This window comes from Burkholderia sp. AU30198, from assembly GCF_020419825.1.
Taxonomy (GTDB): Bacteria; Pseudomonadota; Gammaproteobacteria; order Burkholderiales; family Burkholderiaceae; genus Burkholderia.
Map to the genome: position 1 here is coordinate 86,024 of NZ_JAIZSA010000001.1, position 13,931 is coordinate 99,954.

Consider the following 13,931-nt stretch of genomic DNA (forward strand, 5'->3'; position numbering starts at 1 on the left):
CCACCGGCTTTGTGTAGACTCGAACGATGGCGCATTTTTCCCTGATCTCCCCGGTCTTGAAACTCCACGGCAACATTGCCCGTGCGGGTGCGCGCGCCATCGTCATCACGAAAACCATTACCACGAAAACGATCATTAAACGCTGATCGTCCGTCGTGCCCGCCTATTTCCCCGCGCGGTCACACCGGGGACGGAAATGGCGGGGAAGCTCCATCAAAGGGTTAGTCATGAACGTAGGTCTCGTAGGTTGGCGCGGCATGGTCGGCAGCGTCCTGATGCAGCGCATGCAGGAAGAGGGCGATTTCGACCTGATCGAACCGGTGTTTTTCAGCACCAGCAACACGGGCGGCAAAGCGCCGTCGTTCGCGAAAAACGAGACTACGCTCAAGGACGCGACCAACGTCGACGAGCTGAAGAAGTGCGACGTGATCATCACGTGCCAGGGCGGCGACTACACGAACGACGTGTTCCCGAAGCTGCGCGCGGCCGGCTGGAACGGCTACTGGATCGATGCGGCATCGTCGCTGCGAATGAAGGATGACGCGGTCATCATCCTCGATCCGGTCAACCTCGACGTGATCAAGGACGCGCTCGTCAAGGGCCAGAAGAACTTCATCGGCGGCAACTGCACGGTCAGCCTGATGCTGATGGCACTCGGCGGCCTGTTCCGCGAGAACCTCGTCGACTGGATGACGGCGATGACCTACCAGGCCGCATCGGGCGCGGGCGCGCAGAACATGCGCGAGCTGCTGTCGCAGATGGGCACGCTGAACGGCGCAGTGAAGGAGCAACTCGCCGATCCGGCTTCCGCGATCCTCGACATCGACCGCCGCGTGCTGGCCGCGATGAACAGCGATGCGATGCCGACGAGCAACTTCGGCGTGCCGCTCGCCGGCTCGCTGATCCCGTGGATCGACAAGGATCTCGGCAACGGGATGTCGAAGGAAGAGTGGAAGGGCGGCGCGGAAACCAACAAGATCCTCGGCAAGCCGGGCATGGGCGAGCCGGGTTCGATCCCGGTCGACGGCCTGTGCGTGCGGATCGGCGCAATGCGCTGCCACTCGCAGGCGCTGACGATCAAGCTGAACAAGGACGTGCCGCTCGACGAGATCAACGGCATCCTCGCATCGGCGAACGACTGGGTGAAGGTCGTGCCGAACGAGCGTGAAGCGTCGATGCGCGACCTGTCGCCGGCGAACGTCACGGGCACGCTGACGGTGCCGGTCGGCCGCCTGCGCAAGCTCGCGATGGGTGGCGAATACCTGTCGGCGTTCACGGTCGGCGACCAGCTGCTGTGGGGCGCCGCCGAGCCGCTGCGCCGCATGCTGCGCATCCTGCTCGACAAGTAAGCCTGCATGTCCGGCCCGCGACACGCGGGCCGCATTGCACAAGATTGCGCGCCGCGTCGGCCTTGAACCTGTCAAGGCTGGCGCGGCGCGTTTTTCATGCGCGGGTCAGCGCATGTTCAGGAGCGTCTGGTCGACGGTCTGCTGGGTCTTGATCGTCTGCGCATTGGCCTGGTAGTCGCGCTGCGCCTTGATCAGGTTCACGAGCTCGGTCGTCAGGTCGACGTTCGAGTTTTCCAGCGCGCTCCCCTGCAGCGTGCCGTGGTTCGTGCTGCCCGGCGCGGAGATCTGCGGCACGCCCGACGAGGCGGTTTCCACATACTGATTGCCGCCGATGTTCTCGAGCCCGTTCGGGTTGTTGAAGTTCGCGAGCGCGATCAGGCCGAGCACCGCGCTCTGGCCGTTCGAGTAATTGCCGGTGAGCTTGCCGTCGGTGCCGATCGAGAACGTCGTCAGCGTGCCGCTCGCGAAGCCGTCCTGCGCGAGATTGTTCACGCCGCTTTTCCCGCCGAACTGCGTCGTGCCGCCCAGGTCGAGCGTCAGGTTCTGCGGATTGGCGGCGCCCGACGCGTTGGGGATCGAGAACGCGAACTGGCCGAGGCTCGCCGTCGGCTGGCCGGTTGCGGCCGACGTCGTCGAGCTGATCCGGCCCGATGCGTCGAACGTGACGGTGCCGAGATTCGTCGGCGTCTGGCCCTGCACGCCGGCGTAGGCCTGCCAGGTGCCGGCCGTGTTCTTCGTGAAATACATCGACACCTGTTGCGCGCCGCCGAGCGTGTCGTACACCTGGATCGACGAATTGTAGTTGTACGTGGCGTTGTCGCCCGCGTTGAACGGCGTCTTGGCCGGCACCTTGTCCTGCGAGTTCAGGTTGAACTGGCCGGTGATCTTCGTCGTCGCCAGCGGTGCGAGGTTGTTGGTCGGTGCCTGCAGCGGCACGGTCGCCGCGGTGTTGATCGCGCCGCCCGGGCCTGCTGCATAGCCCATCAGGTTGCGGTTTTGCGCGTCGACGATGGCGCCGCTCTTGTCGCGATGGAATACGCCGTCACGCGAGTACGTCGTCACGCCGTTGTTCGACATCTGGAAGAAGCCGTTGCCGTTGATCGCGATGTCGAGCGACGACTTCGTCGTGTTGATGGTCCCCTGGCCGAATTGTTGCTGCACCGATGTGAGCCGCGTGCCGATGCCGATCTGTGTGTTGGTCGACGTCGCGACCGAATTCGCGTACATGTCGGCGAAGTTCGCGCGCCCCTGTTTGAAGCCAACCGTGTTGGCATTCGCGATGTTGTTGCCGATCACGTCGAGATGGTTCGCCGCGCCGGCCAACCCGCTCAAACCCTGTTGATAGCCCATGTTCGATCCCCGTAACGAGCTGATGAGTAAATGCAGTCGTGCGACTGCGCGATGCCTCCCTGGCACCTCGCGGCGTCAGCCCGGCCGACCGCGTGCCGCCTTTCCGGCAGAGGCGGGCGCGAGGGGCGAATTGCGCCGATTCTTGTTTGAAGACGATCGTAGCGACGGCAATTATTCGATCTGTGTAATTTTGTGTAATGTAATTGAATTGCCGCTGAAATGATCGATTTCGTATGAGTAATGAGATGGGGGTAAAGGCGGGGAGCCTTGTTGGGCTTGGGTTTCGCGGCGCTGATTCTCAATTCGACGATAAGAGGTGGGAATTGGCCTCTTATCGATCAATTGAAATTTATTTGAATGAAGTTGATGGTTGCCGGGATTTATTTTGATTGGCGGCTGTTAATCCATTAACGGCAGGTCGTGCGAATTGTTGAGCAACCGTACCGGATTACCCGGTCGTGGCGCGGCATCGAGCACGGGTTGTGTAAGCCGCCCGGAGAGCGAGCAAAGGCTGCGGCATTCGTTGGGGTTCGATGCGGTCGGGCGGTTTTTCAATGGCGAGCGGCGTGCTTTTGATCGATCGGGCGCGCGTGCCGCAGCATGCGTACCCGGGCATCGGTGCGGCCCGGTCGCCGGGCGCGTCGACGCCCGACCGCGACCGGTTGCACCTGCCGGCGATGAATTCGGCCCGAACCTGATCGCGTGAAGTAAACTACGCGGTTACGACGCACAGACCCGCCGAAAGCGTCGCGTTCCACGCGACGCTTTTGCATTTCTGCGGCAACTTTATTGACGCTTTCAACCGCGAATCCGAGCCGCGCCCGCGCGCGGCGATAGAGCCAACGATGTCCCGAATTTCCTTGTTTCCGCGTCTGTCCCGTCTGTCGCGCGCCGTGCGTGGCGCGCTGGTGATCCTGGCGCTCGGCGCAACCGCATCGGCCTGGGCGGCCGGCACCGGCGAACTGCCGGCGTCCGCTGCCGGCGGCGCAGTGCCGCTTACCGTGACGGTCCAGCCGGGCCAGTCGCTGAACGACATCGCAAAAGCGGCCACGCAGTCGCGCGATCCCGTTGTGCTCGCGCGCGCCGGTCGCGCGCTGTTCGACGCCAATCCGCAGGCGTTCATGAAGCACGACGCGAGCCGCCTGAAAGTCGGCGCGACACTGGCCGTGCCGGCGCTCGACGCGACCGGCGCGGCACTCGTGCCGGCCGGCGCAGCCGGTGCATCGAGTGCGACGGCAGCGTTCGCGCCCGCTGCGGCATCGGGCGGCACGGCGGTCGCGCAGCATGGTGCGTCCGCACCGCATCCGGGGTCGACCGTGCAATCCGCGCCGGTGGCGCCGGCCATGCACGCGGCGCCGGTGAGCGGCGCGAGTGTCGCGGCGGCCGCTGGCGCTTCGGCATCGGTCGGCGCTTCGGCTGCGCACGGCGCATCGGCCGTCGAAAGCATGCAGCCGGCAGCGCCCGCTGCCGGTGCAAGCGGGCCACATGTGTGGAGCGGCACGATCCAGTCGGTGCCGTCGTCCGCGAGCGGTGCCGCGATCCCGCCTGCGACGGGCAGCCAGGTTGCGGGCACGAACCAACCGGCCGGCGCGGCACCTGCCACGGGTGCGTCGCAGCCGCGGCCGTCGAGCCTGCAGCAGCTGCTGGCGCTGAAGAACCGCGTGCTGATGGAATTGCAGAAGCATGGCATCGGCAAGCCGGCCACCACGAACGAGGTTGCGCCGGCTCCGTCCCCGGCACGCGCGCCCGCCGCGCCGCGTCCGGCCGCGAACGAGGCGGGCGCATCCGCTGCCGCGCCGACGGCAGGCGAAGCCGCGTCCGGCGTTGCCGCCAGCGCGGTGCAGCCGGCATCGGTATCGGCGCCTGCGCAACCGGTGGCACCGGAGGCGGCGCCTGCTCGCAGTACCGAGCAGATGGACTGGCGTCCGGCCGCGGTAGCCGGTGCGGCCGTGATCGTCCTTGCGGCGGGGTTCGCGTGGCGCAAGCGCCGGAAAGGCCGGCGCACGGAAGAGCCGGGCACGGGTGCGGCGGCTGCCGCGTCCGTAGCGGGCGGTGCCGCGGCTGCAGAAGCCGAAGTCGCGCCGACCGTCGAACCGGAACTGCCGATCCGGCCCGAAATGCCGGTCGCGCGTGACGCGGCTTCCGACTTGAACCTTGCCGCGGCGACTGCTGCGGCGGCGGAGACGGTCGAGCCGCTCGATACGGATGGGTCGCCGGAGCCGGAAGCGGCGAAGCCGCATGACGAGCTGCCCGAATTGCCGGCCGCGCATGCCGCCGTTCCGCCCGCGAGCGAGGCGGCTCCGGATCCGCACGATGCCGAGCCGGTAGAGAAGATCGCGGCCGAAAAGCTGGCGGACAAGCCTGCCGAGACGCCGTTCGCACCCGCGCCAACCGAAGCGCAGCACGCGGCGCTGATGCAGAACGCGATCAGCGCGCTCAGCAGCCTCGACATGCCGCTGCCGCCGCGCACGTCCGACGAGTCGGCGGCGGACGCGCCCGCTGCACGGGCAGGGCAGTCTGACACCGATAAAATCGCAACTAACGGTCAAGCCGCCCGGCACCTGCCGATTGGCGCGACCGATCCGGCCCCGGAACATCCGGCCGACCAGGACGACGAGTTCGATTGGGATCCGGACGCGGCGACGCCTGCCGGCCACGCGGGCAGCCCGTTCGCGACGTCGTCGCTGCCGCCGCTCGGCGGCGCGCAGTTCGGTGCGCTCAAGCTCGATTTCGATCTCGACCTGCCGTCCGCGCCGGGCGCCGCATTGCCGGCGCTGACGCCGGACGAGCTCGCCCGTATCGCGCGCAACAAGCTCGACCTCGCGGCCGAATACGTCGAGCTGGGCGACCTGTCCGGCGCGCGGACGCTGCTGCAGGAAGTGGTCGACGCGAACGACGCCGCGACGCGCGATGATGCGCGCGCGCTGCTCGCGAAACTGGCGGACGAGGCGTGATGCGGATCGCGCTCGGCATTCAGTACGACGGCGCGGCGTTCTGCGGCTGGCAGGCGCAGCCGCACGGCAAGACCGTGCAGGATCGGCTCGAGCACGCGCTGGCCGAGTTCGCGCGCGTGCCGCTGCATACGACCGTGGCCGGGCGGACCGACACGGGCGTGCACGGGCTCGGGCAGGTCGTGCACTTCGATACCGACCTCGATCGCGAGGTGTTCTCGTGGGTGCGCGGCACCAATGCGTTCCTGCCGCCGACCGTGTCGGTGCAATGGGCGAAGCCGATGCCGGACACGTTCCACGCGCGCTTCTCGGCCTTCGAACGCACGTATTACTACACGCTGTACGTGCATCCCGTGCGCTCGCCGATGCTGGCGGGGCGCGCGGGCTGGATCCATACGCCGCTCGACGACGATGCGATGCGTGCTGCCGCCGCGCACCTGATCGGCGAGCACGACTTCTCGTCGTTCCGCTCGTCGGAATGCCAGTCGAAGACGCCGGTCAAACACCTGTACCAGATCGACGTGCGGCGCGTGGGTCATTTCCTTCATTTCCGCTTCCGCGCCAACGCGTTCCTGCACCACATGGTGCGCAACCTGATGGGCTGCCTCGTCGCGGTCGGTCGTGGCCGCTATCCGGCCGACTGGCTGGCCGACGTGCTGGCCGGGCGCGACCGCAAACTTGCGGCGCCCACGTTCATGGCCGACGGGCTGTATCTCGCCCACGTCGGCTACCCGGCGGAATTCGCCGTCCCGCCCGCGCAGCTCGGCAGTGTGCCGTGGAGCAGCGTCTGGGCCGATCTGGACCCGCAATCATGACGGATCACGCCGTGTCTCCTACGATTCCCGCCGCGGCCGGCTTGCCGCCGCGCACGCGCATCAAGCTGTGCGGGCTGTCGAAGCCCGAGGACGTGCTGCACGCGGCCGCGCTCGGCGCCGATGCGATCGGCCTCGTGTTCTACCCGAAGAGCCCGCGCGCGGTGACGATCGCGCAGGCGGCCGAGCTGGCACGCCTCGCGCCGCCGTTCGTGTCGGTGGTCGGTTTGTTCGTGAATGCGACCGAAGCGGAGCTCGAGGCCGTCGTGCGCGACGTGCCGCTCACGCTGCTGCAGTTTCATGGCGACGAGACGCCCGAGCAGTGCGACGCGCTTGGCCGCGCGGCACGCCTGCCGTGGTTGCGTGCGGTGCGCGTCGGCCCCTCGACGCAATCGGCCGATTTGGTAGAATCGGGTCTTCATTATTCGAAAGCGCGCGGCCTCCTGTTCGACACCCTGGTGCCGGATTACGGTGGTAGCGGCAAGGTCTTCGATTGGTCTCTTATTCCCGCAGAGCTCGCGCATCGGGCCGTTTTGAGTGGTGGCTTGAGCGCGCAAAACGTCGGTGATGCGATTCGCCAGTTGCGCCCGTTTGCTGTCGATGTCTCGAGTGGCATCGAAGTGGAGGGCGCGAAGGGCGTGAAGGATCACGCCCGGATGGCGGCGTTCGTACGCGCGGTGCGCGAAGCGGACGCCGGGTGATGCAAGCCGGTGCAGCGCCGAAAGCGGGGTGCACCGACCGATCGAGAGAGACACCATGTACAACCTTCCTGATGACCGCGGCCACTTCGGCCCGTATGGCGGCACGTTCGTCGCCGAGACGCTGATTCACGCGCTGGACGAGCTGCGCGCGGCGTATGAAAAATTCCAGAACGATCCCGATTTCGTCGCCGAATTCGAGCGCGAGCTGAAGCATTTCGTCGGGCGTCCGTCGCCGATCTATCACGCGCAGCGCTGGAGCGAAACGCTCGGCGGCGCGCAGATCTACCTGAAGCGCGAAGACCTGAACCACACGGGCGCGCACAAGATCAACAACGTGATCGGCCAGGCGCTGCTCGCGAAGCGCATGGGCAAGAAGCGCGTGATCGCCGAGACGGGCGCCGGCCAGCACGGTGTCGCGACCGCGACGATCTGCGCGCGCTTCGGGATGGAGTGCGTCGTCTACATGGGTTCGGAAGACGTGCGCCGCCAGGCCGCGAACGTCTACCGGATGAAGCTGCTCGGCGCGACGGTCGTGCCGGTCGAATCGGGTTCGCGCACGCTGAAGGACGCGCTGAACGAAGCGATGCGCGACTGGGTCACGAACATCGAGAACACGTTCTACATCATCGGCACGGTCGCGGGCCCGCACCCGTACCCGATGATGGTGCGCGACTTCCAGCGCGTGATCGGCGACGAGTGCAAGGTGCAGATGCCGGAAATGACCGGCCGCCAGCCCGACGCGGTGATCGCCTGCGTGGGCGGCGGTTCGAACGCGATGGGCATCTTCTATCCGTACATCGACGACACCTCGGTGCAGCTGATCGGCGTCGAAGCGGCCGGCGACGGCCTCGACACGGGCCATCACGCGGCGTCGCTGATCGCCGGCAGCCCGGGCGTGCTGCACGGCAATCGCACGTACCTGCTGCAGGACGACAACGGCCAGATCATCGAGACGCATTCGGTGTCGGCGGGCCTCGACTATCCGGGCGTCGGCCCCGAGCATGCGTGGCTGAAGGACAGCGGCCGCGCGCAGTACGTCGGCATCACCGACGAGGAAGCGCTGAAGGCGTTCCACGACTGCTGCCGGATCGAGGGGATCATTCCCGCGCTCGAATCGAGCCACGCGATTGCATATGGCGTGAAGCTCGCGCCGACGTTGCCGAAGGACAAGATTCTGCTCGTCAACCTGTCGGGCCGCGGCGACAAGGACATGCACACGGTCGCCGAGCGATCGGGCATCGAGCTCTGACCCCGACCGATGCGTGACCTGATCGAAGAACCGGGCGGCGGTGCCGCGAGCGAGGCGGCGGCGGTTCAGCCCGCCGCTGCCGAGCCGCGCGCGCTGCCGTCCGGTATCGAACTGCATAACCGCGATTTCCTGACCCATGCCGCGCACCTGCCGGATGCGTCGATCGACCTGATCGTCGCCGATCCGCCGTACGGGCTCGGCAAGGACTACGGCAACGACTCGGACAAGCGTTCGGGCGACGACTTTCTCGCGTGGACGCGCGAGTGGCTCGAGCTCGCGATTCCGAAGCTGAAGCCGAGCGGGTCGATGTATATCTTCTGCACGTGGCAGTACGCGCCGGAAATCTTCAGTTTCCTGAAGACGCAACTCACGATGGTCAACGAGATCATCTGGGACCGGCGTGTGCCGAGCATGGGCGGCACGACGCGCCGTTTCACGTCGGTGCACGACAACATCGGCTTTTTCGCGGTTTCCAGGGCGTATTACTTCGATCTCGATCCGGTCCGCATCCCGTACGACGCCGACACGAAGAAGGCCCGCTCGCGCAAGCTGTTCGAAGGCAGCAAGTGGCTGGAGATGGGCTACAACCCGAAGGACGTCTGGTCGGTTTCGCGCCTGCACCGGCAGCACGCGGAGCGCGTCGATCATCCGACCCAGAAGCCGCTGGAAATCATCGAGCGGATGGTGCTCGCAAGCTGCCCGCCGGGCGGCCGCGTGCTCGATCCGTTCATGGGCAGCGGCACGACCGCGGTGGCCTGCGCACGGCAGGGGCGCGACTTCGTCGGCTACGAGATCAACGAAAGTTATTGCGCGATCGCGCATGAGCGCGTGAACGCGCTCGCCGCGCCGGCGTGCGCGTGAATCGCGCCGCCCGTGTTGCCGATCGCTGCTTTGCATGGGACCGGAGTAAGCGCTAAAGCGCTAACTCCGGTCGACAAAGGAAAATTGCCATGAATCGTATCCAACAGACCTTCGCCGCACTCGCCGAACAAGGCCGTAAGGGCCTGATCCCGTTCATCACGGCCGGCGACCCCGATCCGGCCAAGACCGTCGAATTCATGCACGCGCTCGCCGAAGGCGGCGCGGACGTGATCGAACTCGGCGTGCCGTTCTCGGACCCGATGGCCGACGGCCCCGTGATCCAGCGCTCGTCGGAACGCGCGCTCGCGCGTGGCGTCACGCTGAAGAGCGTGCTCGCCGACGTGAAGCGCTTTCGCGAAACCGACCCCAAAACCCCCGTCGTGCTGATGGGCTATGCGAACCCGATCGAGCGGATGGGCGTCGACACGTTCGCGGCCGAAGCCCAGGCGGCCGGGGTCGACGGCGTGCTCGTCGTCGACTACCCGCCGGAAGAGGCGGGCGTGTTCGCCGAGAAAATGCGCGCCGCGCAGATCGATCCGATCTTCCTGCTCGCACCCACGTCGACCGACGAACGCATCGCCGACGTCGGCAAGATCGCGAGCGGCTACGTGTATTACGTGTCGCTCAAGGGCGTGACCGGCGCAGGAAATCTGGATGTTTCGAGCATTGCGGGTAAAATCCCGGCCATCAAGTCGCGCGTGCCGGTTCCGGTAGGTGTCGGCTTCGGTATCCGCGACGCCGAAACGGCGCGCGCGGTGGCCGAAGTGTCGGACGCCGTCGTGATCGGCAGCCGCCTCGTGCAGCTGCTCGAAAGCGCTGCGCCGGAGGGAGCGGCCACCGCGCTGAAGACTTTCATTGCCGAGCTGCGCGCCGCCCTGGACGGCGCGGGCAAGACGGCGCGATAAACACAACACAGGAAGCGGGAGCGGGCCAGTCGGCCCGGCCCGCCACGGAACAGGAAACCATACGATGAGCTGGCTCGACAAACTGTTGCCGCCGAAGATCAAGCAGACCGACCCGAAAAGCCGCAAGGGCATTCCGGAAGGCCTGTGGGTCAAGTGCCCGTCCTGCGAGGCCGTGCTGTACCGCAACGACGTGGACGCGAACCTGCACGTGTGCCCGAAGTGCGATCACCACATGCGCATCGGTGCGCGTGAGCGTCTCGACGGGCTGCTCGATCCGGAAGGCCGCTACGAGATCGGCCAGGAAATCGTGCCGGTCGACACGCTGAAGTTCAAGGACAGCCGCAAGTATCCCGATCGTCTGAAGGAAGCGATGGAGGACACGGGCGAAACCGACGCGATGGTCGTGATGGGTGGTGCGATCCACACGCTGCCGGTGGTCGCAGCCTGCTTCGAGTTCTCGTTCATGGGCGGCTCGATGGGCTCGGTGGTCGGCGAGCGCTTTGCACGCGGCGCGCAGAACGCGCTCGAACAGCAAGTGCCGTTCATCTGCTTCACCGCTTCCGGCGGTGCGCGGATGCAGGAAAGCCTGCTGTCGCTGATGCAGATGGCGAAAACCACCGCGATGCTGACCAAGCTGGCCGAAGCCAAGCTGCCGTTCATCTCGGTGCTGACCGACCCGACGATGGGTGGCGTGTCGGCGAGCTTTGCATTCCTCGGCGACGTCGTGATCGCCGAACCGAAGGCGCTGATCGGCTTCGCCGGCCCGCGCGTGATCGAGCAGACGGTTCGCGAGAAGCTGCCGGAAGGCTTCCAGCGCGCCGAATTCCTGCTGAAGACGGGCGCGATCGACATGATCGTCGACCGCCGCAAGTTGCGCGACGAGATCGCGCAACTGCTCGCGCTGCTGCAGCGTCAGCCGGCCGACGCGCTGGCTTGACCGGCGCAAGGTCGTGAATACTGCGCGTCGCCTGGCTTCAGCGTCAGGCGGCGCGCTTCGTTTTTTGGCGTAGTGGCGGTCCCGATCCAGATTTGAACCGATGAGCACTTTTCCCACTCTCGACGCGTGGCTTTCGCATCTCGAACGCGCGCACCCGGTCGGCATCGACATGGGCCTGACCCGCATCGGGCAGGTCAAGGCGGCGCTGCAGCTCGAATTCGCATGCCCCGTCATCACCGTCGGCGGCACGAACGGCAAGGGCTCGACCTGCGCGTTCCTCGAGACGATCCTCGTGCGCGCCGGCTACAAGGTCGGCTGCCACACGTCGCCGCACCTGCTCGAATTCAACGAGCGCGCGCGCGTGAACGGGCAGAACGTCACCGACGATGAACTGCTGCCGCACTTCGAGGCCATCGAAGCCGCGCGCACGTCGCTGCCCGAGCCGGTGTCGCTCACGTATTTCGAATTCACGACGCTCGCGATCCTGCACCTGTTCGCGTCGCGCGGGCTCGATGCGGTGATCCTCGAAGTCGGCCTCGGCGGCCGGCTCGACGCGGTCAACATCATCGACACCGACTGCGCGATCATCACGAGCATCGACATCGATCACACCGAGTATCTCGGCGACACGCGCGAGAAGATCGCATTCGAGAAGGCCGGGATCTTCCGTCCGGGCAAGCCGGCGGTGTGCGGCGATCCGGCCGCGCCGCAGACGCTGATCGACCATGCGGAAGCGATCGGCGCGGATCTGTGGCTCGTCGGCCGCGATTTCCGCTACGAGGCGCAGGCAGGCGCCGAGCGCCAGCAGTGGAGCTACCTCGGCCGCGAGAAGCGCTATCCGTCGCTCGCGTATCCGGCGCTGCGCGGCGCGAATCAGCTGATCAATGCATCGGCCGCGCTCGCCGCGCTCGAAGCGCTGCGCCCGGTGCTGCCGGTGTCCGCGCAGGACATCCGGCTCGGACTCGCGAACGTCGAGTTGCCGGGGCGCTTCCAGGTGCTGCCGGGCAAGCCGGCGATCGTGCTCGACGTCGCGCACAACCCGCATGCATCGGCCGTGCTCGAGCAGAACCTCGGCAACATGGGCTTCTTCCCGTACACCTACGCGGTGTTCGGCGCGATGCACGACAAGGACATCGACGGCGTGCTGCAGCACCTGAAGGGCGAGATCGACCACTGGTGCGTGACCGACCTGCCGCTGCCGCGCGCGGCCTCCGCGGAGCAGCTCGAAGCCGCGCTGCGCAAGGCCGGCGTGGAGGAGGGGGCCGATTCGAGCGTCACGCGTTACACGTCGCCCGCCGAAGCGTTTCGCGATGCACTAAAAAGAGCATCCGAGAATGATAGAATCGTGGTTTTCGGCAGTTTCCATACGGTTGCCGGCGTGCTGGCCTACCGTAAATCGCAGCAACACTGACTGACGGGCAGTTTCGGACTCAGCCATTCATGGGAATTTTCTCGTTCGGCAAAAAAGACGACGACGCGCCCCAGCGGCGCGGCGGTCGCACCGGGACCTCCCGGAACGTGCGCACGGAGCGCACTGAACGCGTCGAGCGACGCTCGCGCCGCACGGAGCGTCCGGAATCGGACGCCCTGCTCCTCGATCCGACCCTTCCAGAAAAGCAACGCGCACGCCGTCGCCTCGTCGGCGCGATCGCGCTCGTCGTCGCCGCCGTGATCGTGCTGCCGATGGTGCTCGACTCGCACCCGAAGCCGGTAACGGACGACATCGCAATCGACATTCCGAACCGGCCCGCGCACCAGGCGGTCGCACCGCGTGACGATGACGCCTCCGACGTGCAGGCGGGCGTCGCGCACGACGAACCGCCGGCATCCGATGTCGCCGTTGCGGCTGCGCCGGCTCCGGAGCCGAAGGGCGCCGACAAGCCGGCCGCGAAACCCGATACCACGACCACGGCGAGCGTGACGCCGCCGAAGCCCGCGCCGAAACCGGCTGCCCCGGTGGCGAAGCCGGCTGCGCCGAAGCCTGTACCCGCGCCCGCGGCCGTCGCGAATGTCGACGCCGCGAGCCCGGACAGCGGCGATGCATCGTCGCCGTCGTCGCCGGCCGGTGCGCGCTTCGCGGTGCAGCTCGGGTCGTTCAAGGACGACGCGACGGCCCGTTCGTGGGCCACCAAGTTGAAATCGGCGGGCGTGCCCGCATATGTCGAGCATCGCAAGCAGGCGGACGGCAGCACGGCTACACTGTTGCGTGCGGGACCGTTCGCGGATCGCGCGGCGGCTTCCGCCGCGATCGCGAAGGTGCGCGAAGCCGGTCTGACGCAGTAACGCACGATGCTGACGGCTTTCGACTACGCTGTATTGGCGGTGATCGTGTTGTCTGCGTTGCGCGGTGCGTGGCGCGGCTTCGTGTCCGAGATTTTCGGGCTGATCGGCTGGATCGCGGCGATCGTGATCGCGGGCCGCTACGTCGGACTGGTCGTGCCATATATCCCGGCGAACTGGCCGGGTGGCGCGCTGACGCAGTGGGTGATCGCTTTCGCGTTGATCGTGATCGGCGTGGTGCTGGTCGCCGGTGTTGCGAACGCGCTGCTGTCGCGGATCGCGCAGGCGAGTGGCCTGGGCGGCGTCGACCGCTCGCTGGGCATGATGTTCGGGCTCGTCCGCGGCTGCGTGCTGGTGGTGCTGCTGGTCGCGGCGGCCGGGCTGACCGAGCTGCCCAAACAGGATTTCTGGCGCAATGCGCTATTGCGTCCTTTCGCCGAGCAGGGCGTGCACGAGCTGAAGCAGCTCCTGCCCGACGGCATGGCCCAGTACGTACGCGTGTGACGACGCGGCCGGGCAGGACGGAACCGATTTTG

13 protein-coding genes are annotated in these 13,931 nt (G+C 66.8%); 12 read left to right on the forward strand and 1 reads right to left on the reverse strand.

All coding sequences use genetic code 11. The features are described 5' to 3' along the window. The first annotated feature begins 227 nt into the window (after nt 1-227). Complete coding sequence (gene asd, locus LGN19_RS00385) at nt 228-1,349, forward strand: aspartate-semialdehyde dehydrogenase (RefSeq protein WP_122949225.1); 1,122 nt, start codon at nt 228-230, stop codon at nt 1,347-1,349. A gap of 105 nt (nt 1,350-1,454) precedes the next feature. Here the strand turns inward: asd and flgE are convergent, their stop codons facing one another. After that, a complete protein-coding gene (gene flgE / locus LGN19_RS00390) occupies nt 1,455-2,699 on the reverse strand; it encodes a flagellar hook protein FlgE (RefSeq protein WP_226212805.1) in 1,245 nt (414 codons plus the stop codon). 566 nt (nt 2,700-3,265) lie between these two features. Here flgE and LGN19_RS39505 point away from each other — a divergent pair. The 11 genes from LGN19_RS39505 (at nt 3,266) to LGN19_RS00440 (ending at nt 13,899) form a co-directional block, all read left to right on the forward strand. After that, nucleotides 3,266-3,397: a hypothetical protein gene (locus LGN19_RS39505; protein WP_264172866.1), complete on the forward strand. Its 132-nt coding sequence runs from the start codon at nt 3,266-3,268 to the stop codon at nt 3,395-3,397. A 147-nt stretch (nt 3,398-3,544) separates the two neighbouring features. Beyond that, nucleotides 3,545-5,653 carry a FimV/HubP family polar landmark protein gene (locus LGN19_RS00395; RefSeq protein ID WP_226212806.1) on the forward strand — a complete coding sequence of 703 codons (2,109 nt, stop codon included), beginning with the start codon at nt 3,545-3,547 and terminating at the stop codon, nt 5,651-5,653. After that, the gene (gene truA, locus LGN19_RS00400) at nt 5,653-6,465 is read left to right on the forward strand and encodes a tRNA pseudouridine(38-40) synthase TruA (protein ID WP_226212807.1); all 813 of its coding nucleotides are present in this window, start codon (nt 5,653-5,655) and stop codon (nt 6,463-6,465) included. The genes LGN19_RS00395 and truA overlap by 1 nt, the downstream gene beginning before the upstream one ends. After that, a complete protein-coding gene (locus LGN19_RS00405; protein WP_174960873.1) occupies nt 6,462-7,163 on the forward strand; it encodes a phosphoribosylanthranilate isomerase in 702 nt (233 codons plus the stop codon). The genes truA and LGN19_RS00405 overlap by 4 nt, the downstream gene beginning before the upstream one ends. A 55-nt stretch (nt 7,164-7,218) precedes the next feature. Beyond that, nucleotides 7,219-8,412 (forward strand): tryptophan synthase subunit beta, encoded by a 1,194-nt coding sequence (gene trpB, locus LGN19_RS00410; RefSeq protein WP_011355719.1) that lies wholly within the window; start codon nt 7,219-7,221, stop codon nt 8,410-8,412. A gap of 9 nt (nt 8,413-8,421) precedes the next feature. Beyond that, on the forward strand, nt 8,422-9,273 hold the full coding sequence (locus LGN19_RS00415; protein ID WP_175004300.1) for a DNA-methyltransferase: 852 nt from the start codon (nt 8,422-8,424) through the stop codon (nt 9,271-9,273). Between the two features lie 89 nt (nt 9,274-9,362). Next, on the forward strand, nt 9,363-10,178 hold the full coding sequence (trpA, locus tag LGN19_RS00420) for a tryptophan synthase subunit alpha (protein WP_122949231.1): 816 nt from the start codon (nt 9,363-9,365) through the stop codon (nt 10,176-10,178). Nucleotides 10,179-10,242: 64 nt separating this feature from the next. Continuing rightward, entirely contained in the window at nt 10,243-11,115 is an 873-nt protein-coding gene (accD, locus tag LGN19_RS00425; RefSeq protein ID WP_122949232.1) for an acetyl-CoA carboxylase, carboxyltransferase subunit beta, read from the forward strand. Between the two features lie 100 nt (nt 11,116-11,215). Continuing rightward, nucleotides 11,216-12,526 (forward strand): bifunctional tetrahydrofolate synthase/dihydrofolate synthase, encoded by a 1,311-nt coding sequence (folC, locus tag LGN19_RS00430; RefSeq protein WP_122949233.1) that lies wholly within the window; start codon nt 11,216-11,218, stop codon nt 12,524-12,526. 29 nt (nt 12,527-12,555) lie between these two features. Beyond that, nucleotides 12,556-13,398, forward strand: coding sequence for an SPOR domain-containing protein (locus LGN19_RS00435; protein ID WP_174960879.1), 843 nt, complete (start codon nt 12,556-12,558; stop codon nt 13,396-13,398). A 6-nt stretch (nt 13,399-13,404) separates the two neighbouring features. Continuing rightward, nucleotides 13,405-13,899, forward strand: a complete 495-nt coding sequence (locus LGN19_RS00440; RefSeq protein ID WP_122949235.1) for a CvpA family protein — start codon at nt 13,405-13,407, stop codon at nt 13,897-13,899. Nucleotides 13,900-13,931 lie beyond the last annotated feature (32 nt).

Coding starts and splice junctions, on each gene's coding strand:
- asd (WP_122949225.1), top strand. CDS start 228: ATGAACGTAGGTCTCGTAGGTTGGCGCGGCATGGTCGGCAGCGTCCTG.
- flgE (WP_226212805.1), bottom strand. CDS start 2,699: ATGGGCTATCAACAGGGTTTGAGCGGGTTGGCCGGCGCGGCGAACCAT.
- LGN19_RS00395 (WP_226212806.1), top strand. CDS start 3,545: ATGTCCCGAATTTCCTTGTTTCCGCGTCTGTCCCGTCTGTCGCGCGCC.
- truA (WP_226212807.1), top strand. CDS start 5,653: ATGCGGATCGCGCTCGGCATTCAGTACGACGGCGCGGCGTTCTGCGGC.
- LGN19_RS00405 (WP_174960873.1), top strand. CDS start 6,462: ATGACGGATCACGCCGTGTCTCCTACGATTCCCGCCGCGGCCGGCTTG.
- trpB (WP_011355719.1), top strand. CDS start 7,219: ATGTACAACCTTCCTGATGACCGCGGCCACTTCGGCCCGTATGGCGGC.
- LGN19_RS00415 (WP_175004300.1), top strand. CDS start 8,422: ATGCGTGACCTGATCGAAGAACCGGGCGGCGGTGCCGCGAGCGAGGCG.
- trpA (WP_122949231.1), top strand. CDS start 9,363: ATGAATCGTATCCAACAGACCTTCGCCGCACTCGCCGAACAAGGCCGT.
- accD (WP_122949232.1), top strand. CDS start 10,243: ATGAGCTGGCTCGACAAACTGTTGCCGCCGAAGATCAAGCAGACCGAC.
- folC (WP_122949233.1), top strand. CDS start 11,216: ATGAGCACTTTTCCCACTCTCGACGCGTGGCTTTCGCATCTCGAACGC.
- LGN19_RS00435 (WP_174960879.1), top strand. CDS start 12,556: ATGGGAATTTTCTCGTTCGGCAAAAAAGACGACGACGCGCCCCAGCGG.
- LGN19_RS00440 (WP_122949235.1), top strand. CDS start 13,405: ATGCTGACGGCTTTCGACTACGCTGTATTGGCGGTGATCGTGTTGTCT.